Genomic DNA, 25,505 nt, shown 5'->3' with positions numbered 1-25,505 from the left:
CGATTTAAACCTGCGGCGCGACGTGTCGGCCGTCCTTTCAGGCCTCTTCCATAGTACACAACAGCGGGTGCTGGTGTGCGCGTGCGTGGTCGTTGACCAGCTGCACCTTGGTCTCCGCGATCTGGGCGGTATAGGTGCCGGCCACGGCCTTTCCGCGTGTATGAACGGTCAGCATGATCTGTACCGCCTTGTCCCGGTCATGGGTGAAATAAGTCATCAGCACTTCGACCACGAATTCCATCGGCGTGTAGTCGTCGTTATGCATGACCACCTTATACAACGGCGGCTTCTTGGTCCTGGGCTTTTCGGGCGCGACCGCGGTACCGCCGTCTTCGTGCCCGATTTTCGGTTTGTCGGTATCAGTCATGTCGACCCCTGGTTTTCATTCGACGTGAAACGCGACGCGCGCCGGTGTCGCCGCCGATTGAAAGATAGAGAAAGACGGGTGGCATGGCGGCACCGAACACGCGGCATTCACGCCGGCCGTGCAGGCCATCTTCGATCCGATTATGCGATCCGCAACCATCAACGGCTACAGATATAGGGGCAGGAAGGCCGTGAATCAATCGCTCGATCAAGGATCCGGCCCGCACCCTCGAATCGCGCGAAATCCGGCCTATTCGCCGAGGTTATGCGCCAACTGCTGACGAATCCGGCGCGGCACGCCCTGCGCCACCTCGAGCCGCGCGACGCCGATCGCGCTGGCAAATGCCGTCGCGTCGGCATCGCCATGAGATTTGACCACGGTCGCCTGCAGCCCCACCAGCGTAGCGCCGTTGTACTGGCGTGGGTCGACACGGCTGCGAAACGCCCGAAGCACGGGCATGGCCAGAACCGCCGAGGCCTTGGTCAGCCAGTTGCGCGCGAACTCCTCACGCAGATACTGGGCGATCAGCTTGCCCAGGCCCTCGCTGGTCTTGAGCGCTACATTGCCGACGAAACCATCACAGACCACCACATCCACATCGCCGATATAGATATCGTCACCTTCGACAAAGCCGATGTAGTTCAGTCCGCTTGCCGCGAGCAGCCGGCCGGCGTCCTTGATCTGCTGATTGCCCTTGATTTCCTCGGCGCCGATGTTGAGCAACCCGACGCGCGGATGCTCGATCCCGTGCACCGCACTCGCAAGCACGGCGCCCATGACCGCGAACTGGAACAGCTGCTCGGGCGTGCTCTCGGCACTCGCGCCCAAATCCAGCATCAGGGTGTGCCCGTCGCGCGAGGGAATCGGCGAAATGATCGCCGGCCGATCGATGCCGGAGAGCGTCTTGAGTACGAACCGGGCAGTGGCCATCAGCGCGCCGGTATTGCCCGCCGATACGCAGGCATCGGCCTCACCGCTGTGCACCAGATTGACCGCCACGCGCATGGAGGAGTCTTTTTTCTGGCGCAACGCGCGCGCAGGCGACTCGCACATGTCGACGACCTCGCCGGCATGCACGACCTCGAGACGATCGAGCACGGCATCGCTTTTCTGACGCCGCCCGCGACCCGCGATCTGTGCCTCGAGCGCCGCCGCATCACCCACCAGTTTCAGCACGATGTCCTCGTGCCGACGCAGGCTGGCGATCGCCGCTTCGACGGCCACGGCACTGCCATGGTCGCCACTCATCGCGTCAACGGCGATACGAATCATGCCGGACACGTGATCGCCAGCGGTCGCTGCACTTGTTTCATCCCCTCGCCCCATGTTCAACGCGATACCGCGCAGCGCCCGTCACCCGGACGCCGCGCTATCGGCTGGATACGATGACGCGCGCGGAAAACTCTAGACGTCGTCGCCGGTCTCGACCACGCGCCGGCCACGGTAGAAACCGTCGCGGGTCACGTGGTGACGACGATGCGTCTCGCCCGTGGTCGGGTCGATCGACAGCGTCGGACGATCCATGCTCGCATGCGTGTTGCGACGCTTGTCACGCTTCGAACGGGATTTACGGTTTTGTTGGACGGCCATAGCACTGCCTTTGGGTTATCCGGATCGGGGTCTACCGCGGCTCATCGTCATCGCGCTTGAGCGATGCCAACGCCGCGAACGGGTTCGGTTTGTCTGGCGCCGGACTGTTCTCCGGCGCTTTCTGTTCGGTGTCGTAGGCCGCCCGGCATACCGGGCGGTCGCACTGCACGATCATCGGCAGCGCGAGCAGGAGTTCATCGTCGATCAGCGCATGCACATCCAGCATATCGCCTTCGCTCAGAATCGGCTCCCACTCGCGCGGCACGGCGGCCGCGGCCTCGTCACTTGCGACGACGATGCCCGCGACGTCGACATCCATCGCCTGGGCGGTGGGCTGCAGGCAACGCTGACACGGCAGCATGAGTGTCGTGCGCACTCGCCCGGTCAGCACCACCCGTCGCTGGTTATCCTCGTCGAGCAACAACGACGCCTCAACCGGCGCATCCGACGCCTCGGCCACGACGGCACGGGTCCGAGGCAACGCCGCCAACGACAAACGGCCGGTCAGGCGCGCCTTGTCGACCGCCCGGCGGCGATAGTCTATTCGCCGCGTCATTTGTTGCCCCGACGACATGGCGCGCGATAATAGGGTGCAAGCCGCCGCAAGTCAAAGCTTTTCGCCCGGGCGACCGGTCGTATCCGGCCGTGCGGTCGCTTGCTTTATGCTCGCTTGCGTCATTTTCAATCCCACACGCTCATGAGCGCGCATCGCCCCCACGTGATTCTGGCCTCCAGCTCGGTCTGGCGCCGCCAGCTGCTGCAACAGATCGGCCTGCCCTTCGAGGCCACCTCGCCCGATGTCGACGAGACCGCGCACGCCGGCGAGTCCGGCGACGCGCTGGCCTGCCGCCTGGCCCGGGCCAAGGCCGAGAAGGTGGCCGCCGACTGGCCCGAAGCGGTGGTCATCGGCAGCGACCAGGTTGCCGACGTCGATGGATACATTCTGGGCAAGCCGGGCACCGCCGCCCGCGCGCGCGAACAATTAAGGTGGCAGTCGGGCAAGCGCGTGCTCTTTCATACCGGGCTGTGCGTCTGCGCGCCGGCGTTCGCCGAGCCGCGCCTGCACCTCGAAACCGTGACCACCCGGTTTCGCGAGCTGGACGATGCCGAGATCGCGCGCTATGTGGCGGCCGAGGATGTCACCGCCACGGCCGGCAGCCTCAAGTCCGAAGGCCTCGGCATCACCCTGGTGGCGGCGATCGAATCCAGCGACCCCAGCGCCCTGGTGGGGTTGCCGCTGATCGGCCTGCGCCGGCTGCTCGCCGAGGCCGGGATTGCCCTGCCCTGACTCAGGGCGCCCCGGCTTTACCGGCGGCCAACCAGGCCGGCAACGCCCGTACATCCGCGATCACGTCGATGGCGCCCGCGCGGCGCAGGCGGATTTCATCGTGTACGCCGCAACGCACGGCGAGCCCGTCGATTCCCGCGGCGCGCGCCATCACCATGTCGTATTCGGTATCGCCGACCATCAGCGCCGCCTCCGGCTCGGTTGCCGTGCGCAGCAGGATATCGTCGATCATGTTGGGCGCCGGCTTGGGCACCGACTCATCCGCGCACCGGGTGATGCGAAACAGCCCCTTCGAATCGGTTGCGTGCATCGCGCGATCCAGCCCGCGCCGGTTCTTTCCGGTCGCCACGGCCAGCTCGATCCCCTGCTCGCCGAGATGAACCAGCGCCTCGCGCGCGCCCTCGAACAGTCGCGGGGCCGCGCGTGGCCAACCGTAGCGCTGGCGATACCGGCTGATGCGATCGCGCACCCGGACCGGATCCAGCTCGGGAAACAGTCGCCCCAACACCTCCTGGATACCGAGGCCGACGAGCTCGCGCATCTGGGCCGGCGTGCGCTCGGGCAGGCCGGTATCCTGAATCGCCTGCTGCAGGGTGCCGACAAGCTCGCCGGCCGAATCCATGAGCGTGCCGTCCCAGTCGAATATGATCAGCTGGTAATCGCGCGCCATCACGCTCGCCCCAGGCGGTCGAAGACCGCTGCCAGATCGGGCGCGAGCGGTGCCTCGAAGACATGCGGCCGCCCATCGAAATGCAGCCGTACCGAGGCCGCGTGCAGCGCCAGCCGCGCCAGGCCCCGATCACGCCAGCGACTGGCCCGCGCGTTCGGGCCGTACTTGTCGTCGGCGGCCACGGGATGACCGCAGTGCGCCGCGTGCACCCGGATCTGGTGCGTGCGGCCGGTCCGGATCTCGACGTCCATGCGCGTGGCGTCGGCATAGAACTCGGCCGGGGCGAAGCGCGACAGGCTGGCCCGTCCGCCGTCGTGATCGACCGTGACCACGCGCTCGCCGGCGCGCTCCACATCGCGCGACAGCGGCGCATCGACCTCGATCGTGCCGTGGGGCCACCGCCCCTCGACCAGAGCGATGTAGCGCTTGGTCGCCGACGCGTCGTTGAGGCCGGCCCGCAGATCGTCGAGCGCGGCGCGGGAACGCGCCACCAGCAGACAGCCGCTGGTCTGCCGGTCGAGGCGATGCACGAGCTCGAAATACTGGCCGGGGCGTGCGGCCCGCAGCACTTCGATCAACCCGAAGCGCAGGCCGCTGCCGGCATGCACGGCCAGCCCCGCCGGCTTGGCGAACACCAGATAATCGGCGGTTTCGGCCACGACCGCGGCGTTGACCTTGTCCATCAGCGCGTCGGGCGGCCGCCCCGGGTCGGCCTTGGGGGCCTGGTGGACCGGCGGAATACGCACATCGTCGGCTTCGACGAGCCGGGTCCCGGGCCTGGCCCGGCCCTTGTTCACGCGCACTTCACCGCTGCGAATGATTTTGTAAACGCGCGATTTCGGCACGTTTTTGAATTCACGCAGCAAAAAATTATCCAGCCGCATGCCGTCGTCGTTGGCATGCACCCGAACATGTCGTACTTGAGGCCGCTGCGTTGTCAGATTACACTCCCAAGGTCGCGCATACGCGGCACATCGGAAGTCGATGTAGCCAGCGAGCGCTGACCGACAGTTATTTCGAACACGCTGGTGCGTAACGGTTGAAAGCCTATCACGGCACGTTCGCTCAGCGGTTCCCGATTCTCGAGTTATCCATTCATCTTATGCGCTCCTGTCTGACCGCCGTAGTCCCCATTCTGCTTGCCGCGATGCTTGGCGAGTGTGCGCGGGGTACGTCGCGGTCGGCCGCGTGGCAACGCGTCCATACGCGCCGCGCCCGGGTCGCCAGTCGAGCGCGCCACTGGATCCCAATCCATGAAACGTATTTTGGTCAACGCCACCCAGCCGGAAGAGCTGCGGGTGGCCATCGTCGATGGACAGAAACTGCATGACCTCGACATCGAGGTCGGTTCTAGAGAACAACGCAAGGCCAATGTCTACAAGGGACGCGTAACCCGGGTCGAGCCCAGCCTGGAGGCCGCCTTCATCGATTACGGTGGCAATCGCCACGGGTTCCTGCCGCTCAAGGAAGTCGCCAAGTCCTACTACGAGAAAGCGGACGGCAACGGCCAGGGCAACGGCAAGGCGACGCTATCCGAAGGCCAGGAAGTCATTGTCCAGGTCGAGAAGGAGGAACGCGGCAACAAGGGGGCCGCGCTCACCACCTACATCAGCCTCGCCGGGCGCTATCTGGTGCTCATGCCGAACAACCCGCGGGCGGGCGGCGTGTCCCGTCGCATCGAGGGCGAGGAGCGTAACGAGCTGCGCGAAGCACTCAACGAAGTCCAGGTGCCCGAGGGCATGGGCGTGATCGTGCGCACCGCCGGGGTCGGCCGCTGCGCCGAGGAACTGCAGTGGGATCTGGACTATCTCGCGCACGTCTGGAAAGCGATCAACGATGCGGCGGACGCGCGCAAGGCGCCGTTCCTGATCTACCAGGAATCCAACGTCATCATCCGCGCGCTGCGCGATTACCTGCGCGATGATATCGGCGAGGTCGTCATCGACCAGCCCGAGGTCTACGAGACCGGGCGCGAGTTCATGCAGCAGGTCATGCCGCACGCCCTGAACAAGCTCAAGCAATACACCGATGAAACGCCGCTGTTCTCGCGTTTCCAGGTCGAGTCGCAGATCGAATCCGCCTTCGAGCGCGAGGTCACCCTGCCCTCCGGCGGTTCGATCGTAATCGATCACACCGAAGCCATGACCTCGGTCGACATCAACTCGGCACGCGCCACCAAGGGCGCCGGCATCGAGGAAACGGCCTTCAACACCAACGTCGAGGCGGCCGAGGAAGTCGCGCGTCAGCTGCGCATTCGCGATCTCGGCGGCCTGGTGGTGATCGATTTCATCGACATGGAGAGCGCGAAGAACCAGCGCGAAGTCGAGAATCGCCTCAAGCAGGCGGCCAAGGCCGATCGCGCGCGCGTCCAGATCGGGCGGATATCGCGCTTCGGCCTGCTGGAGATGTCGCGCCAGCGGCTCAAGCCGTCGCTGTCCGAATACTCCAGCCAGGTCTGCCCGCGCTGCCTCGGCCGCGGCTCGATCCGCAGCGTCGAATCGCTGTCGCTGTCGATCCTCCGCTTGCTGGAAGAGGAGGCGATGAAGCCGGGTACGGGCCGCGTGATCGTGCAGTTGCCGATCCCGGTCGCGAGCTTCCTGCTCAACGAAAAGCGCAGCGATCTGGCGGACGTCGAACGGCGCGCCAAGACCCGGATCACGCTGGTTCCCAACAACGAACTCGAAACGCCGCACTACGAGATCCGGCGCGTCCGCGGCGACCAGCTCACCGAAGAAGACAACAACGCCGCCAGCTACAAGATCGACACCCAGGTCGATATCGAAAAACCGGCGGAGCCCGATCACCAGGCCAGTACGCGCAAGGCCCGCGAGGAGCCCGCGGTCAAGCGCGTCGCCCGTCCCGATGCGCCGGTCATCGAGCGCAGCGAGCCCGCCAGCACCACCGCCGGCGCCAGCACCACCGCCGGCGCCAGCACCCCGCCGCCGGCGGCAACACCCGAGCCGGCCGCCACCATGACCCCATGGCAGCAGCTCTGGGACGCGCTTCGGCGCATCTTCAGCGGCGAGGCCGATCTCGGCGCCTCAGGCTCGGGCCCGGCCAGCCGCGAGACAACCACGCAGAAAACCGAACACGACCAGCGCCGCCGCGGCGCGGACGCGAAGTCCGGCGACGAGTCGGCCGGCCGGCGCGCGGAATCCGGCGACGGCAACGCGAAGACAAATGCGCGCGGCGACAAGTCGCGGAATGACGACAACAACCGCGGCACCGGCAACAGCCGGAGTGGCAACAGCCGGAATGGCAATCGTCGGCGTGGCGGGCGCAACCGCAGTCGCGACGAGGACAGCAACGGCCAGTCGTCGAAGCAGAGTCCGGGCCAGAATGCGGACAAGGCGGCGCCGAAGCAGGACGCCGGGAAGTCCGACAAACCGGCCGAGGACACGGCCCAGAGCAACCGCGACAAGGCCGCCGCGGCACGCAAGGACGCCGACAATTCACGCAGCAAGGCCGCCGAAGCGCAGGCCAAACAGTCCGCGCAGGGCAACAAGCGCGCGGACAATAGCGCGAGCCGCAAGCCGGAGCCGAAGACCGACGACGCCGATCAGGCCAGCGACGAGCCGAACCGGACGAACAACGACGCATCGGGCGCCGATGACAACACCGGATCGGGCGAAGCCAAGCGCGGCCGGCGCCGTCGGCGCGGCGGCCGCGGCCGGCGCGGTGGCCGCAAGCGCGGTGGCGGCACGGACAACGACACCGACGAACAGAAGGCGGCCACGACGAGCGATACCGCTAACGGCGCGGCAAGCACCGAAGACGAGGCGTCGGGCGCGGATCAGCACGCGCAGGCCGCGCAGACCCGGCCCCGTTCCGACGCAGGCGAAGCCGAGATGGCCGGGGGCGACGACGACAACACGCCCGCGGCAGACCGGAAGGCCGAGGGATCGGCGGATACGTCTTCGAAACGAAACCGGGGCGATGCCCAGGCCAGTGAGGACAGGCCGGATCGGGGTGCCGATGGCCAGAACGGCACAAAACGCCAGCCCAGGGCGACGCTTCCCGAAGTCGAGGACAAGCCCTGGTCGGCCGTGACCGCGAGCGATAACGCCCGCAGCGCCAGCCAGAATGACAACGACACCCCCGCGGCACCGAAAACCGAACCCGAGGGTGGCAAGCCGGACAAGCCCAAACGCCGCCGGCGGGCCAAGGCTTCGAGCGCCGCCGATACGGCGGACGCTACCCCGGGCGAAGACGCGCCGAGCGCGCCGGCCGCCGGCCAGGACGACGGCACGACGGCGGATTCGAGCGAGATTGCCGACAAGCCACGCAAGAGCAAGCCGAAACGTCGGCGTTCGACCGCCAGCAAGGCGGCCGCCAGTGAGGACACGGATGGCCAGGCCGCCGCGCCGGCCGAGCCGAACAAGACGCCGCAGGAAGCGCCGGCTGCCAGCGCCGAGGAGTCGGCCGCCGTGTCCGAGTCGGGCGAGGCCGCCGGCAAACCGGTCGACACCCCGGCCACGGCCGCCACGCCGGACGCGTCGAGCGCTTCGCAGACCCCGTCGGCACGCGTTGATGACGTGACGCCGGCCACGAACGCCCACGAGGTGAAAGCAGACGAAGCCGGGCATGCGTCCGACACCGCGTCGCCGACCGGCGCTACGCAACCGGGCAACGATGAGCGCGCCCGCCTGCAGCAGGTCGAAACCAGTGCGGCGGCGACATCGCAGCCCGAGACCGAAGACCGCGTCGCCGACGCATCGACCGAGGCGGCGCACGATGAGGCCGCGACCGCGTCGGCCGACGACGAACCGGTTGCCGCCGCTGCCACGCGCGTCGCGGCATCGGCGGTCGTTGAGGCGGCGTCCCCCGCCGAGCCCGAACTGACGCAGGTGGAAACGCGTTCCGAGCAGGCGCCGCACGCCGCGCACGGAGCCGATACCGAAGCCGGGACCACGACGCAGGACGGCGAGAAAACCCAGCCGGACGATACCCCGGCCGCGTCTGCGGACAAGGCAGACGAAAGCCCGGAAAAGCCCCGCTGATCGCGGGGCAGATGGCCGTTGCATCGGTTCGCGCCCGGCATCGGGCCTGCCTTGTCGTGCCGCGTGCCGCGCGCGGCACGGCAAGGCACCGACACCAGACGATGAATTGACGTAACGAGACATAGCACGCAGCCGGCCCCTTGAGCGCCTGTTTCAATAGCGGCAAGCGCGGGCCGGTTGCCCGGTCGGGCTCAGCGTGCGACGAGACGCCCGCTGATATCGACGATCAGCCCCTCGATACAGGTTTCGATCATGTTCAGTACACGATCGAATCCACCCGCGCCGCCGTAATACGGGTCGCCCACGGGCTGGCCCCGGTATTCGGCGCTGAAGTCGCCGAGCAGGACGATTCTGTCCAGCAATTCGCGACGACCATCGGCCATGGCCCGAAGATCGGCCCGATTGCTCTCATCCATGGCAATCACATAATCGAAGGCCGCCAGATCGACCGGCGATACCTGCCGCCCGCGCAGGCGGCTGAGATCGTAGCCGCGGGCAGCGGCCGCCGCCATGGCGCGCCGATCCGGCGGCTCCCCCACGTGCCACGGCCCGGTGCCGGCGGAATCCACCACCACACGCCCGGCCAGACCCGCCGCGTCGAGGCGGCGTCTCATGATGCCTTCGGCCGTGGGCGATCGGCAGATATTGCCGAGGCACACGAACAGGACACGCATTTCGGCGTTGTTCTCGAGCCCGCTCATGCGCCCTGCATCCGCTGTGTCACGAGGGCGAGATCGGCTTCGGTGTCGACCCCGGGCCCCGGCAGGGCCACGGCATCAACCAATGCGATCGGCAGCCCGATATCGAAGGCGCGCAGCTGCTCCAGCGATTCATGGCGCTCGAGAAAACCGGGCGCGGTGGCGGCGAAGGTCCGCAGGGCGTCGACCCGGTAGGCGTAGATGCCGAGATGGCGCTGGGCCGCGCCCTCGAAGGCGGTGTTGCCGCTGTCGCGGTGATAGGGAATCGGCGCCCGGCTGAAATACAGCGCGCGTCCTCTCGCGGCCACCACCTTCACGATGTTCGGGTTGCGAAAATCCTCGGCGCTGGCAATCGGCGTCGCGGCCGTGGCCATCGCGGCGCCGGGATCGTCGTGCAGCGCCTGTGCCACCTGATCGATCAAGGCAGGCGGCATCATGGGCTCATCCGCCTGCACATTGACCACGATCGCGTCGGCCGCCCACTGCGCCCCTGCCACCACCTCCGCGATGCGATCACTCCCACAGCTGTGCTCCGGGCGCGTCATGACCGCCCGCGCGCCGGCCCGCTCGACCGCCGCCGCGATTTCCGCCGAATCGGTCGCCACGATCACCGAAGCCGCGGAACTCGCCGACGCGGCCCGACAGACGTGCTCGACCATCGGCCGGCCCGCGATCTCGCGCAGCACCTTGCCCGGAAGACGCGTACTGGCCAGTCGGGCCGGAATGACGACGTGAAAATTCATTCGTGCTCCTGCATGGGAACGATGCGCCGCAGTAACGCATCGATGTCGTTCGTACAATCCGGCGACAAGCGCGTGGTGACCGGCACGGCCCAGAGGTCGCGGTCGCCGAAGCGCGTGCATTTCACCGCATCCTTTTCGGTCATCAAGACGGGCCGATCGTCGCCGAACGCGAGATCGGCGCGCCGGTAACGATGGTGATCGGGTGCGGCATGCCGAATCACGTCGAGACCGGCGGCTTCGAGCATATCGAAAAATCGCGCCGGCTCGCCGATGCCGGCCACGGCATGCACCGTCGTGCCGCGAAAGCTCTCCAGCGCCGCCATCCGGCCATCGCGCAGCGAACGCGCCCGGCCCGGCTCGAGCCAGAAATCGCGACCCGCGCCCTGGACACACTCCAGATCGACCCGAGCCAGACGGCTTGTCGGCTCGCGCAGGGGCCCGGCCGGCAGCAGCCAGCCGTTACCATAGCCGCGGCGCGCGTCCCGCACGGCGATCTCGGCGTCGCGCGCCAGCCGATAGTGCTGCAAGCCATCGTCGGCAATGACCAGGTCGACATCGTGCCCGGCGATCAGATGCCGCGCCGCGGCCACCCGGTCCGGATCGACCACCACCGGGATGCCGGCGCGCTGTGCAATCAGGACCGGCTCGTCGCCGCCCTCGGCGGGTCGCGTGTCGGCGCGTACCGTCAGCGGATAATGCGCGGCGTGCCCGCCATAGCCGCGCGCGACCAGCCCGGGGCGCAGCCCGAGCGCGCGCGCGCGTGCAATGACGGCCAGTGTGAGCGGCGTCTTGCCGCTGCCGCCGACGCTGATGTTGCCCACCACGAGCACCGGCCGCGCCACGCGTTGCGCGGCCCGCCAGCCCCGCCGGTACGCCATCCGGCGGCCGGCCACGATCATGCCGTAGAGTACGGCCAGCGGCACCAGCGCCCAGGGCGCATGCGCACCATACCAGCGCCGCTCGATCGCTACCGACCACCGCGATCGGCTCACGCCCCGTCCGGACGTGCGAACTGGATGTCGTGCAGGCCCCGATAATGACCGGCATGCGCCATCAGTTCCGCGTGGCTGCCCTGCTCGACCACCCGGCCATCGTGCATCACCACGATGCGGTCGGCATCCTGGATGGTCGACAGGCGATGCGCGATCACCAGGGTGGTGCGATCGCGCATGAGGTTGTCGAGCCCCTTCTGGATCGCCTTCTCCGACTCCGTGTCCAGGGCCGAGGTGGCTTCGTCGAGGATCAGGATCGGGGCATTCTTGAGCAGCGCGCGCGCGATCGCCACACGCTGCCGCTGGCCGCCGGAGAGCATCAGGCCGTTCTGCCCCACAAGCGTGTCGTAGCCCGCGGGCAGTGATTCGATGAAGTCAGCCGCGTAGGCGCGACGCGCGGCGTCTTCGATCATCCCGCGCCGGGTGTCGCCGAGCGCGCCGTAGGCGATGTTGGCGGCAATCGTGTCGTTGAACAACACCACGTTCTGGTCGACCAGGCTGATCTGGCGCCGCAAGTCGGCCAGCCGGTAGTCCGCAATGGGCACATCGTCGAGTGCGATCCGCCCCGTCTGGATATCGTAGAAGCGCGGCAGCAACGACAGCAGCGTCGACTTGCCGCTACCCGAGCGGCCCACGAACGCCACCGTCTGCCCCGGTTCCACATGGAAGCTGATGTCGTCCAGCACGTCGTGATCACCGCCCGGATAACGAAATGATACATTCGCCACATCGATCCGGCCCGCGGCGCGCGCCAGGCGGCGCGTGCCGCGGTCGGGCTCGCCCGGCTCGTCGATCAATTCGAAAATCGCACCCGCGGCCGCCATCCCCGCCTGAATCGTGGCATTGACCCCGGTGAGGCGCTTGATCGGGCCCATCGTCCCCATCATGGCGCCGAAGAAGGTGGCCAGATCGCCCGGCGTCATCACGCCGCCGCCGGTGTTGTGCACCGCCACCGCGACCACGAACGCAATGGCAATGGCCGCAATGAACTGAATCACCGGTATGCTCGCCGCGCTCGTGGTGGCCTTGCGCATCGACACCTGCCGATTGCGGCGGTTGACCCGCTCGAACGCATCGCGCTCCTGGTCCTCGCCACCGAAGACCTTGACCACGCGCTGGCCGGTCAGCGCCTCCTCGCTGATGTGCGTGATGTCGCCCATCGACTGCTGAATGGTGGCGCTGTAGCGCCGGAATCGCCTCGACACATGATTGACGATCAACGCAATGATCGGGCCCACCAGGAGCGTGATCAGCGCCAGCGACCAGTTGACCCAGAACATCAGCAGCGTGAACCCCACGATGCGCAGGGTGTCCTGGATGACGATGGTGATCGCGCTGGTGGCCGCCCCGGAGATCTGGCTCGTGTAATACGTCAGCATCGCCGTCGTGCGGCCGGTGGTATGACGGTCGAAGAAACTCGCCGGCAGGCGCAGGAACTTCTCGAACACGTCCGAGCGCACGTTGTAGACCACGTGGTTGGCGACCCAGGCCATGCAATAACTGGCCACGAAGCCGGCGATGCCGCGACCGACGAACAGGCCCAGGATGAAGACCGGGATCCAGCGGATCATCCACGGATCGCGATGCACGATGCTGCCGTCCAGCAGCGGCTTGAGGATATAGATCAGGGCCGTGTCGGCACCGGCGTACACCGCCATGCCGGCGCCCGCGAAAGCCAGCCAGTGCTTGTAGCGCCAGGTGTAGCGCAGCAGACGAGGATAGATTTCCCCGATCGGCATATCGGTTTCGATGCTGTTGCGCGCCAACTGGACTGCTCCCTGTCGCCCCGGCTCGCGGCAGCCGGCTGGCTCGGACGAGCCGCTGCATGGCTCGCCATGGCCGCTCCCACGGCCGCTGCCGTGAACGCGCATGATAATCATGCAGTTGCCGAGGGGCTACCCGCCGGGCCGCGGCTGCTGCCAGAAACGACGGTGCTGCCAGCGCCAACGCGTCACCCGCGGCGCATGCGGCGCCGGCCACGCCACCTCCAGCGCCCCGGCGGTCGCGGTATTGAACAGCTCGATGCCGCGCGCTCGATAGCGGGACACCACCGCCGGCCGCGGGAACCCCCAGCGGTTGTGCCAGCCGGCGGATACCAGCGCCACCGCCGGGTCCACTGCGTTGATGAATGCCGGCGAAGACGAGGTCGTGCTGCCATGGTGCGGCACCACCAGGACATCGCTCGCGATCGCTTCGCCTTCCCGCTCCAGCAGCGCCCGCTCGCCCGGGGCCTCGATGTCGCCGGTCATGAGCACACTCGCGCCCGGCGCATGAATCCGCAGCACACAGGAATACTCATTGCTGTCATGTGCGTCGGCGGCTTCGGCCTCGCTGGGATAGCGCAGGTCGAAATCCACACCGTCCCACCGCCAATGCTGACCGGCGCGGCACGGATCCCCGCTGTGCGCGCCCTGGCGATGCAATACCTCAGCCTGCGCCATGACCGCCGCTGCGCCGCCGACATGATCCATGTCGCCGTGGCTGATCAGCAGCCGGTCGATTTCAAGCCGCCCGACCTGGCGCAAATACGGCAGCACGATCATGGCGCCGGCATCGAAACCTGTGCGGTACGCCGGTCCCGCGTCGAACACCAGCGTGTGATGCGCGGTGCGAACCACACTCGCCAGCCCCTGTCCGACATCGAGCACGGTCAGGCGAAAACGGCCGGGCGCGATGGCCTGACCGGACGGGCGCCAACCAATGACCGCCGGCAGAATGAGCATTGCGCCGAGCGCACGAATTCGCCACGGCACCGGCACGGCCGCCAGCAACAGGGCAGTGATGGCAAGGACGAGCGCCAGCCCGCCCGGCAGCACGTGATGGAATGACGCCAGCGGCCATTGCGCCGCCCATTCCAGACCCGGCCACAGCGCGGCCAGCGCCGCGGCGATCTTGGCCAGCAACCAGCCGCCCGCACCGGCCGGCGCCACCAGCGCGGCGACCCCGCCCAAGAGCACGAGCGGTACCGCGAGGCTGGCCGCCGGGATCAGGAGCGCGTTGACCAGCGGCGCCACCAGCGACGCCTGGCCAAAGAACCAGAGCGTGAGCGGCATCAGCACGGCCACCAGACCGAGCTGGAAGTACAGCGCCTTGCGCCACCAGGCCCCGTCCACCAGGGTCGCGATCCAGATCAACCATGCGACCGCCGCAAACGACAGCCAGAACCCGGGCGCGATCACCGAGGCCGGATGCCACAGCACCACGATCAACGCCGCCCAGGCCAGCGCCCGGCTGGCGCCGATATCGCGTTCGGCCACCACCGCAGCCAACAATACGGCCGCCATGATCACCGCGCGCTGGGTGGGCAGCGCCCAGCCGGCCAGCGCGGCATAGCCGACGGCCCCGGCCATTGCCACCACGGCGGCCACACGCCGCGCCTGCCGCGCCGCGGGCGTACGCAGCGTCAGCCAGCGGGCGACGGCAAACAACAGGCCCGCGATCAGGCCGATATGCAGGCCCGATATCGCCACCAGATGCGTGGTGCCGGTGGCGCGCAGCGTCGCCCACTGGGCATCGGTGATGTGTTGCCGCACGCCCAGCGACAACGCCTCGATCAGGCCGCGCATGGGCCGCTGTTGCAGGATGGGCGCGAGGCGTTGCAGCGCAGCATGGCGCAGTCGATCGATGCTCCAGACCGGTGCCGCATGGCATGCGGCGGAATCGCGGACATAGCCGGTGGCGTCGATCCCCTGGCGCCAGAGCCAGGCGCTGTAGTCGAAACCGCCCGGGTTGGCCGAGCCGTGCGGCGTCGACAGCTTGGCCCGGACATGCAGGCAATCGCCGGGGGCCAGCGCCGGCGGCTTGCCGTACCACGACAGGCGCAGCCGCCGGGCCGGGTTGCTCGTCGCCATCTCGAAGCGTGTGCGATAACGCCCGGCCTCCGGTAGACCGACCACATGACCGGTCAACCACACGATCTCGCCATCGGCCGCCGCCGGCAGGCGATCGGCCATGGCGTGGTGCGCCTGAATCAGGCTCCAGGCCGCCATCGTGCCGACGACGGCCAATAATGCGCGGCCGGGGAACCGGGCCATACAAAGCAGCAGCGGGGCCAGCAACCAGGCCGGGCTGGGCAGTTCGGGCAGTTGATACACGGCCGTGACGGCCGCCACGCCGGCGACGGCGATCAGCCGGACATCGTCGAACACGGCAAACCACGCCAGCGAGCCGGTCGGCCCATGGCCCATCACTTCCCCCTAGTGTCCTGTCACGGGTATTTTGCCGTATTCAGAACGCCTGTGCGGGCCCAGCACAAGGCGCGCGACTGCGCCATAGCGTGCCTATGGCAAAGGAGTGCAACGCGGTGATGGGCGCGCACAGGCGTTCCCTTCGGGATATCGGGTGCGGGGCGAGGCGGTGCGCGCCCGTGGACGGCGTTGCGCCGTTTGGCCAGGGGGATGCCCTGGCCGGCGCGGCGCGCCTTGCCACGAACGCGCGCCGCCTCGCTGAATGCGACAAAATACCCGTGACAGGACACTAGCCGCTGCGCGGCCGTTCCGGGATCGAGACTAGCGCGACGCCGCGGTCGGTACCAGCCGGGACGGCACCGAACGGCGCATGGACCGGGCCGCCCGAGTGGGTCAGACCGCGGCGATCACACCAACTCGGAAAGCTCGGCGGGGGCCAGGTGACCATCGGTGAGCGTCCAGATCTGGTCCATGCGCTGGGCCAGCTGCCGATCGTGGGTCACCATGACCAGACTGGTGTCGAGATCGGCGTTCAGCTCAAGCATCAGATCGAACACGCTCGCCGCCGTGCGGTGATCCAGATTGCCGGTCGGCTCATCGGCCAGGATACAGGCGGGCTGGGTCACCAGCGCCCGCGCCACGGCCGCGCGCTGGCGTTCACCGCCGGACAGTTCGGTCGGCTTGTGCTCCAGCCGCGCGCCGAGACCCACCTTCTCCAGCAGCTCACGTGCACGGGTCAGCGCCGGGCCATTCGGTCCACGGCGGAGCATCAGCGGCATGGCCACGTTTTCCACCGTGGTCAGTTCCGGCAGCAGATGATGGAACTGATAGATGAATCCCAGTTTCTCGTTGCGCAGGCGGCCACGAGCGGCATCGGACAGGCGCGTCATGTCCTGGCCGGCGATATGCACAGTGCCGGTGGTGGGCACGTCGAGCCCGCCGAGCAAATGCAGCAACGTGGACTTGCCCGAGCCCGAGGCGCCGATGACCGCGATACGCGCGCCGGGCGCGACATCCAGATCCACACCGTCGAGCACCGTGATCGGCTCGCGCACTTCGGTGAAGGTCTTGCTCAGGCGGCTCGCCGAGAGCACGAAATCCGCAGGGTTGTCACTCATAGCGCAGCGCCTCCGCCGGCTGCACGCGCGCCGCCCGCCAGGCCGGATACAACGTGGACAGGAACGACAGCACGAGCGACAGACACGAGATGCGGATCACGTCCGCCTCGTGCAGCTCGCCCTTGAGCTGGCTGATGTAGTAGACATCGGCCGACAGCAGGTTAGTGTGCAGCACCTTCTCCACGAACGGCACGATATCGACCATGTAGATCGACAGCAGCACGCCGAGGACGACGCCGATCGCGGTGCCGATCACCCCGATCAGCATGCCCTGGACCATGAAGATCGCCATCACCGATTTCGGTTTCATGCCCAGCGTGCGCAGGATCGCGATATCACCCTGCTTGTCGGTGACCACCATCACCAGCATGGACACGATATTGAACGCCGCCACCGCGATGATCAGCGAGAGAATGATGAACATCATCGTCTTCTCGGTCGCGATGGCGTGGAAGAAGTTCGCATTCTGCTGGGTCCAGTCGGTCACGCGATAGCGATACGGCAGGATTTGCGACAGCCGATGCGAGACCTGCGGCGCCTTGAACATGTCCTTGAGCCGCAGCCGCAGCCCGGTCACGCCGTCGCCCATGTGATAGAGCGTCTGGGCGTCCTTCATCGAGATCAGGACCATGCCACTGTCGTATTCGTACATGCCGACGGAAAAAATGCCGGAGACATGAAACCGCCGGAAGCGCGGCACGATGCCGGCCGGCGTGACGTTGGCCTCGGGGATGAGCAGATCGACATTGTCGCCCACACCCACACCGAGCTGATTGGCCAGATCGACACCCAGAATGATGTTGTAAGTGCCGCCCTGCAGCGAATCGAACGATCCCGCCACCATATGACTGGCCACATCCGAGACATCCTTCTCGCGCTTGGGCACCACGCCGCGAATCAGCGTGCCGGAGATCGAACGGCCACTGCGCACCATGCCCTGGCCGGAGACATACGGCGCCGAGGCCACCAGCTGCGGCGTCCGCTTGTCGACCTGCTTGCGCAGATCCTGCCAGCCCTGCAGCGCGCCGTTGTTGGCCTGGATCTCGACGTGCGCGGCCATGCCGAGGATGCGATTGCGCAGCTCCGACTCGAACCCGTTCATCACCGACAACACGGTGATCAGCAGCATCACGGCGAGCGCGATCCCGCCCATCGATATCGACGAGATGAACGATATAAAATGATTGCGCCGCTTGGCGCGCGTGTAGCGCAGGCCCAGCGCCAGTTCGAGTGGTCTAAACATGGCCGCGCATTAAATCACACAGACAACGATCGGCACAGCCGCGCATCGCGTGCTCCGGTGGTGGGAAAAGCATGGACATACCGCGAGGAACATTTCGCACCCGATGGCTTCAGATCGCGATTCTCTATGTTTTGACCGCAACCGCCACGGGCGCATCCTTCGCCGCAGACTATGCCAGCCCGGAAGACGGCACGACGAACACAACCCAGTCCGGACGCGCACAGCCCCGCCGTCCCGTCGCGCCGCGCGCTTCGGCCGCGCCCGCTTACGGCGACCTGCCGCACCGCGGCCAGACCATGGCGGCGGTCCGCGCCCGATTCGGGCCGCCGCGCTCACGCCGCGGCCCGGTCGGGCGTCCGCCGATCACGCGCTGGAACTACCACCGCTACCATGTCTACTTCGAAGACAACCGCGTGATCCATACCGTGATACCGAACCACCCCGAACCGCTGTACCACGTCGATCAGCTCCAGGCCGTCCGGCCGTGACGGCGCGCCACCTACCCGCCGAATGGGCGCCGCAAGGCGCCACCCTGCTGGTCTGGCCGCGCGCGAACGGCGACTGGGGCGACGGCGTGACGGCCGCGCGCGACACCGTTGCGGCGATGGCCAGCGCCCTGCTTCGTTTCCAGCCCGTGGTCCTGGTGGCGCCGGACGACGACTGCGCGGCTGATATCCGGGCGCGCAGCCGTCATGACGACGCGCCGCTCGCCGGCATCCGGATCGCGACCTGCCCCGCCGACGATATCTGGGCACGCGACACCGGCCCGGTCACCGTGCACGAGGCCGGCCGGCGCCGATTCGTGGATTTCCGCTTCGACGGCTGGGGCGGCAAGTTCGAAGCCGCGCGTGACGATGCGCTCACGGCTGCGCTGTATGCCGATGGCGCGCTCGGGCCCGGCGACCCCGAACACCACACCGCCGTGCTCGAAGGCGGCAGCATCGAATCCAATGGCCGCGGCACGATCCTGACCACCGAGCGCTGCCTGCTCGCCGGTGAGCGCAACGCCGGCTTCACGCGGGCCGACGCCGAACGGCTGCTCGCGCGTACCCTGGGCGCCCGCACCATCCACTGGCTCGCCCACGGCAACCTCATCGGCGACGACACCGACGGCCACATCGACACCCTGGCCCGCTTCGTCGCCCCCGACACCATCGTGCATCAGGGCTGCGCCGATCCGGCCGACGCACACCACGCCGATCTCGCGGCCATGGCCGGCGAACTCGCGGCGCTGCGCGACGCCAACGGCGCCCCTTACAAACTGATCGAGTTGCCGCTGCCCGCGCCCCGATACGACCCGGAGGACGGCCATCGACTACCCGCCGGCTACGCCAACTTCCTGATCGCCAACGGCTGCGTGCTGGTGCCGGCTTTCGATGACCCGGCCGACGCCGAGGCGGCGGCGATCATCGGTCACTGCTTTCCCGATCGAGAGATCATCCGCATCGACAGCCGTGCATTGATCCGCCAGCATGGCGGGCTGCACTGTGCGGCCATGCAGATCCCCGCCGAGCCCGACCATGCCTGATGCCCGCAACCTGACCGTCGCCGTGGCCCAGTACGCCTGCACCGACGACGTCGAGACCAATCTCGCCACGGCCGAGCGCTACATCGCCGAGGCCGCTCGCGGCGGCGCCCGTCTGGTGCTGCTGCCCGAGCTGCACAACACGCCGTATTTCTGTCAGCGCGAGGATCCGGCGATCTTCGATTACGCCGAGCCCATCCCGGGCCCGTCCAGCCAGCGTCTGGCGGCGGCGGCGGAAAAGGCGGGCGTGGTGGTGGTGGCCTCACTGTTCGAGCGGCGCGCGCCCGGGCTGTATCACAACACCGCCGTGGTGCTCGACGCCGACGGCCGGCTGGCCGGGCGCTATCGCAAGATGCATATCCCGGACGACCCGGAATACTACGAAAAATACTATTTCACGCCGGGCGATCTCGGCTTCACGCCGATCGACACCTCGATCGGCCGGCTGGGTGTTCTCGTCTGCTGGGACCAGTGGTATCCGGAGGCAGCGCGGCTGATGGCGCTCGCCGGCGCCGAGCTGCTGATCTATCCTTCCGCGATCGGCTGGGATGACGCCACCGACGACGCCGCCGAGCAGGCGCGTCAGCTCGGCGCCTGGCAGGGCGTGCAACGCGGCCATGCCATCGCCAACCACCTGCCGGTGGTGACCTCCAACCGGGTGGGCGTGGAAGGCGATAACGGCACCGAGATCCGTTTCTGGGGCCACAGTTTCGTATTCGGGCCACAGGGCGAGACGCGGGCCGAGGCCGGCGAAATGCCCGAACTACTGATCGCCGACCTCGACCTGCATCACACCGAGACGCTGCGGCGTATCTGGCCGTTCTTCCGTGACCGCCGCATCGATGCCTTCGGCGACCTGACCCGGCGCTTTCGTGACTGACCGGGTCGCGGCTCGCCGCGACATTCGCCCCTATGCAATAATCCGCGCCCTCTCATGGTAGCCAGCACACCTCAAATCGCCGCGCCCAGCCCGCTGTCGCCGCCGGCGCTCGTCCCCGGCGCGGCCGCGCGCTGGAGTCGGCTCGCGGGCGCGGCCAGCGCGCTGGCCCTGGCCTCGGTCGCCGCCCAGCGACCGGGGCTGACCGTGGCCGTGGTCGCCGACGAACATCGCGCGTATCGGCTGGAAGACGAACTGAAGTTCTTCGCGGCGGCGGACCTGCCCGTGCATCATTTCCCGGACTGGGAAACGCTGGCCTACGACGTATTCTCGCCGCACGCCGACATCGTCTCGCAGCGGTTGTCGCTGTTGTTCCGGCTGCCGTCCATGGGCCGCGGCATCGTGATCGTGGCCGCGGATACCCTGCTCCAGCCGCTGCCGCCGCACGCCTTCGTCGATGGCCGCGCCATGGCGTTCGCGGTCGGCGAACGGCTGGATTTCCATGCCCTGCGCGAGCGCCTGGAAGCCGCCGGCTATGCCGCGGTGTCGGAAGTCCGCACGCACGGCGAATTCGCCATCCGCGGCGCGGTGATGGATCTGTATCCGACTGGGTCGGACCAGCCCTACCGGCTGGACCTGTTCGACGACGAAATCGAGACCATCCGCGCCTTCGACCCCGAGACCCAGCGCTCGACCGAGAAGATCGACTCGATCCGCCTGCTGCCCGCGCGCGAGTTCCCGCTCGACGACGACGCCATCAAGGCATTCCGCCAGCGCTATCGGCAACGGTTCGACGGCGATCCGGGCGCAAGCGCCATCTATCGCGATATCTCCCGCGGCATCCCGCCGGGCGGCATCGAATCCTATCTGCCGCTGTTCTTCGACCAGGTCTCGGCACTCACCGATTACCTGCCGGGCAACGCCTGCCTGGTGGAACTCGGCGATGTCGCGGCCGCACTGGACTCGGCCTGGGCCGCGATCGCCGATCGTCACGAACAACGCGGGGTGAATCCGGAACGCCCGATTCTGCCGCCCGACGAAGCATTCATCGAACCCGCCACCCTCAAGTCGGCGTTCGACGCACTCACCGGCGCGCGTATCGTCGACGACGATGACGGCGATGCCGTCTTCGCCGCCCAACCCGTACCCAGGCTGGCCGGTGCCGACGTCGCGGCGACCGGGCGTGCATTGCAGACATTCTTCGAGTCATTCGAAGGCCGCGTTCTGATCACCGGCGATTCCGCCGGCCGCCGCGAAGCCATGCGCGACTGGCTCACCCAACTGGGGCTGGCCCCGGCGCGGGTCGAGGACTGGGACGAATTCAGCCGCGGCAACAAGCGCATCGCGGTAACCGCCGCGCCGCTGGAGGCCGGTTGCGTACTGGCCACCGACGGCCTCGCGGTGATTGCCGAAAGCCAGCTCACGGGCGCCAGACCGCCGGCCAAGAAACGCCGCCGGGCGCCGGCGCGCGATCCGGAAACCGCAATCCGCGAGCTCACCGATCTCGCCCCCGGCGCGCCGGTGGTGCATCAGGACAACGGCGTCGGGCGTTATCAGGGCCTGATCAAGCTCGCCGCCGGCGGCGTCGAGAATGAATTCGTCACCATCGAATATGCCGGCGGCGACCTGCTGTACGTGCCGGTGTCCTCGTTGCATCTGGTGCATCGCTTCACCGGCGGCGATGCTGAAACCGCGCCGCTGCACCGGCTCGGCAACGACCGCTGGTCCAGGGCGCGCAAGAAAGCGGCCCAGCAGGCCCGTGACACCGCCGCCGATCTGCTGGAGATCCAGGCCAAGCGCGAATCCGCCCCCGGCGTCGCGATGACGCCGGACGAGGCCGATTACGCGAAGTTTGCCGCCCAGTTCCCTTTCGAGGAGACGCCGGACCAGCAGCGCGCCATCGACGAGGTCATGGCCGATCTGTCGCGCGCCACGCCGATGGACCGGGTGGTCTGCGGCGACGTCGGCTTCGGCAAGACCGAGGTCGCGCTGCGCTCGGCGTTCGTGGCCGTGTCGTCCGGCTACCAGGTGGCGGTGCTGGTGCCGACCACCCTGCTCGCCCAGCAGCATTACCAGAGCTTTGCCGACCGCTTCGCCGACTGGCCGGTGAGAATCGGCGCGCTGTCGCGCATGCGCACCTCCAAGCAGCGCGACACCCTGCTCGAGGAGATGACCGACGGCAAGCTCGATATCGTGATCGGCACGCATCGCCTGCTGGCGAAGGACATCCGCTTCAAGAAGCTGGGGCTGTTGATCGTCGACGAGGAGCATCGCTTCGGCGTGCGCCACAAGGAGCGCATCAAGAGCCTGCGTGCCCAGGTCGACCTGCTCACGCTCACCGCCACGCCCATTCCCCGTACGCTCAATATGAGCCTGTCGGGCCTGCGCGATCTGTCGATCATCGCCACGCCGCCCGAGTCGCGGCTGGCGATCGAGACATTCGTGTCGAAATACGACGGCGTGCTGCTGCAGGAAGCCGCGCGCCGCGAGATGCGTCGCGGCGGCCAGATCTATTACGTGCACAACAAGGTCGCCGATATCGAGCGCAAGGCACGCGATCTGGCCGAGCTGCTGCCCGAGGCGCGCATCCGCATCGCCCACGGGCAGATGCACGAGCGCGAACTCGAACAGGTGATGCTCGATTTCTATCACCGCCGCTTCGATATTCTGCTGTGCACCACGATCGTGGAATCCGGCATCGACGTACCGAGCGCGAACACCATCATCATCGACCGCGCCGATACCTTCGGCCTGGCCCAGCTGCATCAGCTGCGGGGCCGGGTCGGACGCTCGCATCACCGGGCCTATGCCTATCTGCTCACGCCCGACGATGTCTCGATGACCGCCGATGCCCAGAAGCGGCTCGACGCGCTGGCCTCGCTGCACGATCTGGGCGCCGGTTTCGCGCTCGCGACCCACGATCTGGAGATCCGCGGCGCCGGCGAACTGCTCGGCGAAGGCCAGTCCGGCCAGATCCAGGAAATCGGCTTCGATCTGTATCGCCAGATGCTCGACCGCGCGGTGGCGGCCTACAAGCGCGGCGAAGTGCCGGATGCCGATGCCGACGAGCTCATGGGCGCCACGGAAGTGGAGTTCAGTGCGGCCGCCCTGTTGCCCGAGGATTATATTCCGGACGTGCACATGCGCCTGGTGTTGTACAAGCGCATCAGCGCGGCCAAGGACGGCGCCGCCCTGCGCCAGCTCAAGATCGAATTGATCGATCGTTTCGGATTGCTGCCGGAGCCGGCGGAGAATCTGTTCGCGGCAACCGAACTCAAGCTCCAGGCCGCGCCGCTGGCCCTGGCCAAGCTCGAGGCCGGCCCGGACGTGGGGCGCCTGCATTTCGGCAAGGCCAGCAAGGTCGACCCGGCCACGCTGATCACGCTGGTCCAGGCCGACCCGAAGGCCTACCGGCTGGAAGGCGACGCCAAGCTCGTGTTCTTCCGCGACATGCCCGACATGCCGACCCGCGTCGAGCGCGTGGCCGAACTGCTGGAGAAACTGGGCGCGCCGCGGGTCAACGAAGCCGAGGAAGCGGTCGCCGGCTAGATCGCTCGTTGTGCAACGGAAAAATCCGCAAATGGACGCCGATCAACACGACACCGACACGCCGGAGGCGAATTCAGCACCGAACTCCGGTCATCATTGGTGCGCTTGATTATGTACGATATTCAGCGGGCTGAATAAGCAACGACATTTTGTCCGCAAATGCACGCGAATGAGCGCAAATTAAAGAAGATCAAGGCACGGCTGCTTCGGGTGCGTGAACAATCGCGGCGTCAAGCCTCTGACTGAACTTCGTACATCATTTAAGTTCGCGCGCATTTGCGTTTATTTGCGGACTGCCTTCCGAAACAGCCGCGACAAAACCGTCTAGAGGGCCGGCAGCACGGTTTCCAGCAGGCGCTCGATATCATGCATGCCCTGGGCCAGGGTCGCCTCGATCTCGGCATGAATCGCCAGCCCGCCGGTCCGGCCGGCGGCCTTGTTCACCACCACCGCGGCACAGGCATAGTCCAGACCGGCCTCACGCGCCAGCCCGGCCTCCGGCATGCCGGTCATGCCGACGATGTCGCAGCCGTCGCGCTCCATGCGATCGATCTCGGCGGCGGTTTCCAGGCGCGGGCCCTGGGTCACACCGTGCACGGCCTGCCGGGCCGGATCGAACCCGAGTTGTTCGGCGGCGCGGATCAATGCCCGACGCAGCGCGGGGGTGTAGGGGTCGGTGAAATCGACATGATCCAGCTCGCCGCGCGCCGGATCGTCGTAAAAGGTGTGTGCGCGTCCCCAGCTGTAGTCCACGATCTGGTGCGGCACCACGATCCGCCCCGGCCTCATGGCGGGGGCAATGCCGCCCACGGCCGCGACGGCGATCACCTGGCGACAGCCGGCATCCGCGAGTGCGCGGATATTGGCGCGATAGTTGATGGCATGGGGCGCGATCCGATGGCCGGGCCCATGACGCATGACAAAACAGACCTCGCGACCGGCGAGTCGGCCGGCGACCCGCGGGCCCGAGGCGCGGCCGAAGGGGGTGTCTGGCGCGTTTGCGTCGGTCGCCGCGCCCTGAACACCGGCGAGGTTGGCCAGCGCGGTGCCACCGATGATGCCGATCGGCGCACTCATCGGCTGTCGTCCGCCTGGCCGATCGCCCAGACCCCGGGCAACTGGCGGTAATAGCCCTTGTAGTCCATCCCGGAGCCGAAGACATAGCGATCGGCCACGGTGCAGCCGACATAGTCGGCGCTCAGTCCGGGGGCCCGGCGATCGTGGTCTTTCAGCAGCAGCATCGCCGTGCTCACCGAGGCCGCGCCCTGACCGCGGATGGCCTCGAGAATCGCCGCCAGGGTATGGCCTTCGTCGATGATGTCGTCCACGATCAGCACATGCCGGCCGTTCAGGCGCAGGCTCGGGCTGACCTTCCACACCAGTTCGCCGCCCGCGGTGTCACCGCGATAGCGGGTGGCGTGCAGGTAATCCAGCTCGAATGGAAACGCCAGGCGCTTGCCGAGTTCGGCGGTGGCCTGCAGCCCGCCCAGCATCACGCACATCACCACCGGGTCCAGCTCGGCCAGATCGCGGCTGATCTCGGTGGCCATGCGGTCGTAGGCCGCGTTGATCTCGGACTCGGAGATCAGGCAGTCGGCCCCGGCGTACACGGCCCTGGCCTCGTCATAGCGCTGTCGGTCAAAACCGCTCATCGTCAT

20 protein-coding genes and 1 pseudogene are annotated in these 25,505 nt (G+C 67.5%); 6 read left to right on the top strand and 15 right to left on the bottom strand.

The genetic code is table 11. The features are described from left to right. Nucleotides 1-37: 37 nt before the first annotated feature. From clpS to ACS8YF_RS00665, 4 genes are all read right to left on the bottom strand, one after another. Entirely contained in the window at nt 38-367 is a 330-nt protein-coding gene (clpS, locus tag ACS8YF_RS00680) for an ATP-dependent Clp protease adapter ClpS (RefSeq protein WP_109994376.1), read from the bottom strand. 249 nt (nt 368-616) lie between these two features. Beyond that, complete coding sequence (plsX, locus tag ACS8YF_RS00675; RefSeq protein ID WP_440848289.1) at nt 617-1,648, bottom strand: phosphate acyltransferase PlsX; 1,032 nt, start codon at nt 1,646-1,648, stop codon at nt 617-619. 123 nt (nt 1,649-1,771) lie between these two features. Further along, a complete protein-coding gene (rpmF, locus tag ACS8YF_RS00670; protein WP_109994374.1) occupies nt 1,772-1,957 on the bottom strand; it encodes a 50S ribosomal protein L32 in 186 nt (61 codons plus the stop codon). Nucleotides 1,958-1,988: 31 nt separating this feature from the next. Beyond that, nucleotides 1,989-2,513 (bottom strand): YceD family protein, encoded by a 525-nt coding sequence (locus tag ACS8YF_RS00665; protein WP_440848288.1) that lies wholly within the window; start codon nt 2,511-2,513, stop codon nt 1,989-1,991. Nucleotides 2,514-2,654: 141 nt separating this feature from the next. Here ACS8YF_RS00665 and ACS8YF_RS00660 point away from each other — a divergent pair, with 141 nt between their 5' ends. Then, nucleotides 2,655-3,245: a Maf family protein gene (locus ACS8YF_RS00660; protein WP_440848287.1), complete on the top strand. Its 591-nt coding sequence runs from the start codon at nt 2,655-2,657 to the stop codon at nt 3,243-3,245. Between the two features lies 1 nt (nt 3,246). On the opposite strand, the gene ACS8YF_RS00655 is transcribed toward ACS8YF_RS00660, so the two are convergent. Together ACS8YF_RS00655 and ACS8YF_RS00650 are read right to left on the bottom strand one after the other, a co-directional pair. Then, a complete protein-coding gene (locus ACS8YF_RS00655; RefSeq protein ID WP_109994371.1) occupies nt 3,247-3,915 on the bottom strand; it encodes an HAD family hydrolase in 669 nt (222 codons plus the stop codon). Then, nucleotides 3,915-4,799, bottom strand: coding sequence for an RluA family pseudouridine synthase (locus ACS8YF_RS00650; RefSeq protein ID WP_440848389.1), 885 nt, complete (start codon nt 4,797-4,799; stop codon nt 3,915-3,917). The genes ACS8YF_RS00655 and ACS8YF_RS00650 overlap by 1 nt, the downstream gene beginning before the upstream one ends. A gap of 369 nt (nt 4,800-5,168) precedes the next feature. On the opposite strand from ACS8YF_RS00650, the pseudogene ACS8YF_RS00645 reads away from it, so the two are divergent. Then, a pseudogene (locus ACS8YF_RS00645) lies at nt 5,169-7,112 on the top strand (Rne/Rng family ribonuclease); the annotation flags it as partial. A gap of 1,994 nt (nt 7,113-9,106) precedes the next feature. On the opposite strand, the gene ACS8YF_RS00640 reads toward ACS8YF_RS00645, so the two are convergent. The 7 genes from ACS8YF_RS00640 to ACS8YF_RS00610 form a co-directional block, all read right to left on the bottom strand. Next, a complete protein-coding gene (locus ACS8YF_RS00640; RefSeq protein ID WP_440848286.1) occupies nt 9,107-9,616 on the bottom strand; it encodes a low molecular weight protein-tyrosine-phosphatase in 510 nt (169 codons plus the stop codon). Beyond that, nucleotides 9,613-10,356 (bottom strand): 3-deoxy-manno-octulosonate cytidylyltransferase, encoded by a 744-nt coding sequence (gene kdsB / locus ACS8YF_RS00635; protein WP_440848285.1) that lies wholly within the window; start codon nt 10,354-10,356, stop codon nt 9,613-9,615. Before kdsB ends, ACS8YF_RS00640 begins: the two co-directional genes overlap by 4 nt. Then, on the bottom strand, nt 10,353-11,348 hold the full coding sequence (gene lpxK / locus ACS8YF_RS00630; RefSeq protein ID WP_440848284.1) for a tetraacyldisaccharide 4'-kinase: 996 nt from the start codon (nt 11,346-11,348) through the stop codon (nt 10,353-10,355). Before lpxK ends, kdsB begins: the two co-directional genes overlap by 4 nt. Continuing rightward, complete coding sequence (gene msbA, locus ACS8YF_RS00625; RefSeq protein WP_440848283.1) at nt 11,345-13,114, bottom strand: lipid A export permease/ATP-binding protein MsbA; 1,770 nt, start codon at nt 13,112-13,114, stop codon at nt 11,345-11,347. Before msbA ends, lpxK begins: the two co-directional genes overlap by 4 nt. Before the next feature lie 129 nt (nt 13,115-13,243). Further along, the gene (locus ACS8YF_RS00620; RefSeq protein WP_440848282.1) at nt 13,244-15,535 is read right to left on the bottom strand and encodes a DNA internalization-related competence protein ComEC/Rec2; all 2,292 of its coding nucleotides are present in this window, start codon (nt 15,533-15,535) and stop codon (nt 13,244-13,246) included. Between the two features lie 407 nt (nt 15,536-15,942). Further along, nucleotides 15,943-16,653 carry a lipoprotein-releasing ABC transporter ATP-binding protein LolD gene (gene lolD / locus ACS8YF_RS00615; RefSeq protein ID WP_109994367.1) on the bottom strand — a complete coding sequence of 237 codons (711 nt, stop codon included), beginning with the start codon at nt 16,651-16,653 and terminating at the stop codon, nt 15,943-15,945. Next, the gene (locus ACS8YF_RS00610) at nt 16,646-17,896 is read right to left on the bottom strand and encodes a lipoprotein-releasing ABC transporter permease subunit (protein ID WP_440848281.1); all 1,251 of its coding nucleotides are present in this window, start codon (nt 17,894-17,896) and stop codon (nt 16,646-16,648) included. Before ACS8YF_RS00610 ends, lolD begins: the two co-directional genes overlap by 8 nt. A gap of 71 nt (nt 17,897-17,967) precedes the next feature. Between ACS8YF_RS00610 and ACS8YF_RS00605 the strand changes: the two genes are divergently transcribed. The 4 genes from ACS8YF_RS00605 to mfd are packed head-to-tail and all read left to right on the top strand — an operon-like array spanning nt 17,968 to nt 23,847. Beyond that, complete coding sequence (locus ACS8YF_RS00605; protein WP_440848280.1) at nt 17,968-18,384, top strand: hypothetical protein; 417 nt, start codon at nt 17,968-17,970, stop codon at nt 18,382-18,384. Next, on the top strand, nt 18,381-19,424 hold the full coding sequence (locus ACS8YF_RS00600; protein WP_440848279.1) for an agmatine deiminase family protein: 1,044 nt from the start codon (nt 18,381-18,383) through the stop codon (nt 19,422-19,424). The genes ACS8YF_RS00605 and ACS8YF_RS00600 overlap by 4 nt, the downstream gene beginning before the upstream one ends. Beyond that, the gene (locus ACS8YF_RS00595) at nt 19,417-20,301 is read left to right on the top strand and encodes a carbon-nitrogen hydrolase (protein WP_440848278.1); all 885 of its coding nucleotides are present in this window, start codon (nt 19,417-19,419) and stop codon (nt 20,299-20,301) included. Before ACS8YF_RS00600 ends, ACS8YF_RS00595 begins: the two co-directional genes overlap by 8 nt. 54 nt (nt 20,302-20,355) lie before the next feature. Then, complete coding sequence (gene mfd, locus ACS8YF_RS00590; RefSeq protein WP_440848277.1) at nt 20,356-23,847, top strand: transcription-repair coupling factor; 3,492 nt, start codon at nt 20,356-20,358, stop codon at nt 23,845-23,847. A 324-nt stretch (nt 23,848-24,171) separates the two neighbouring features. Here the strand turns inward: mfd and ACS8YF_RS00585 are convergent, their stop codons facing one another. After that, the gene (locus ACS8YF_RS00585) at nt 24,172-24,924 is read right to left on the bottom strand and encodes an S-methyl-5'-thioinosine phosphorylase (protein ID WP_440848276.1); all 753 of its coding nucleotides are present in this window, start codon (nt 24,922-24,924) and stop codon (nt 24,172-24,174) included. Then, the gene (locus ACS8YF_RS00580; protein WP_440848275.1) at nt 24,921-25,499 is read right to left on the bottom strand and encodes a hypoxanthine-guanine phosphoribosyltransferase; all 579 of its coding nucleotides are present in this window, start codon (nt 25,497-25,499) and stop codon (nt 24,921-24,923) included. Before ACS8YF_RS00580 ends, ACS8YF_RS00585 begins: the two co-directional genes overlap by 4 nt. Nucleotides 25,500-25,505: the final 6 nt, after the last annotated feature.

Origin of the sequence: Salinisphaera sp. SWV1, assembly GCF_052044155.1 — a bacterium.
Classification (GTDB): Bacteria; Pseudomonadota; Gammaproteobacteria; order Nevskiales; family Salinisphaeraceae; genus Salinisphaera.
Note: the sequence above shows the minus strand (reverse complement) of the source record. Positions and strands in the feature narration are given on the sequence as shown.

Excerpts from the sequence above, each read along its gene's own strand:
- ACS8YF_RS00655 (WP_109994371.1), bottom strand. The coding sequence starts at position 3,915 with ATGGCGCGCGATTACCAGCTGATCATATTCGACTGGGACGGCACGCTC.
- ACS8YF_RS00610 (WP_440848281.1), bottom strand. The coding sequence starts at position 17,896 with ATGTTTAGACCACTCGAACTGGCGCTGGGCCTGCGCTACACGCGCGCC.
- ACS8YF_RS00620 (WP_440848282.1), bottom strand. The coding sequence starts at position 15,535 with ATGGGCCATGGGCCGACCGGCTCGCTGGCGTGGTTTGCCGTGTTCGAC.
- ACS8YF_RS00595 (WP_440848278.1), top strand. The coding sequence starts at position 19,417 with ATGCCTGATGCCCGCAACCTGACCGTCGCCGTGGCCCAGTACGCCTGC.
- lolD (WP_109994367.1), bottom strand. The coding sequence starts at position 16,653 with ATGAGTGACAACCCTGCGGATTTCGTGCTCTCGGCGAGCCGCCTGAGC.
- kdsB (WP_440848285.1), bottom strand. The coding sequence starts at position 10,356 with ATGAATTTTCACGTCGTCATTCCGGCCCGACTGGCCAGTACGCGTCTT.
- clpS (WP_109994376.1), bottom strand. The coding sequence starts at position 367 with ATGACTGATACCGACAAACCGAAAATCGGGCACGAAGACGGCGGTACC.
- rpmF (WP_109994374.1), bottom strand. The coding sequence starts at position 1,957 with ATGGCCGTCCAACAAAACCGTAAATCCCGTTCGAAGCGTGACAAGCGT.
- ACS8YF_RS00650 (WP_440848389.1), bottom strand. The coding sequence starts at position 4,799 with ATGCGGCTGGATAATTTTTTGCTGCGTGAATTCAAAAACGTGCCGAAA.
- ACS8YF_RS00580 (WP_440848275.1), bottom strand. The coding sequence starts at position 25,499 with ATGAGCGGTTTTGACCGACAGCGCTATGACGAGGCCAGGGCCGTGTAC.
- ACS8YF_RS00640 (WP_440848286.1), bottom strand. The coding sequence starts at position 9,616 with ATGAGCGGGCTCGAGAACAACGCCGAAATGCGTGTCCTGTTCGTGTGC.
- ACS8YF_RS00665 (WP_440848288.1), bottom strand. The coding sequence starts at position 2,513 with ATGACGCGGCGAATAGACTATCGCCGCCGGGCGGTCGACAAGGCGCGC.
- ACS8YF_RS00660 (WP_440848287.1), top strand. The coding sequence starts at position 2,655 with ATGAGCGCGCATCGCCCCCACGTGATTCTGGCCTCCAGCTCGGTCTGG.
- ACS8YF_RS00605 (WP_440848280.1), top strand. The coding sequence starts at position 17,968 with ATGGACATACCGCGAGGAACATTTCGCACCCGATGGCTTCAGATCGCG.
- ACS8YF_RS00585 (WP_440848276.1), bottom strand. The coding sequence starts at position 24,924 with ATGAGTGCGCCGATCGGCATCATCGGTGGCACCGCGCTGGCCAACCTC.
- mfd (WP_440848277.1), top strand. The coding sequence starts at position 20,356 with ATGGTAGCCAGCACACCTCAAATCGCCGCGCCCAGCCCGCTGTCGCCG.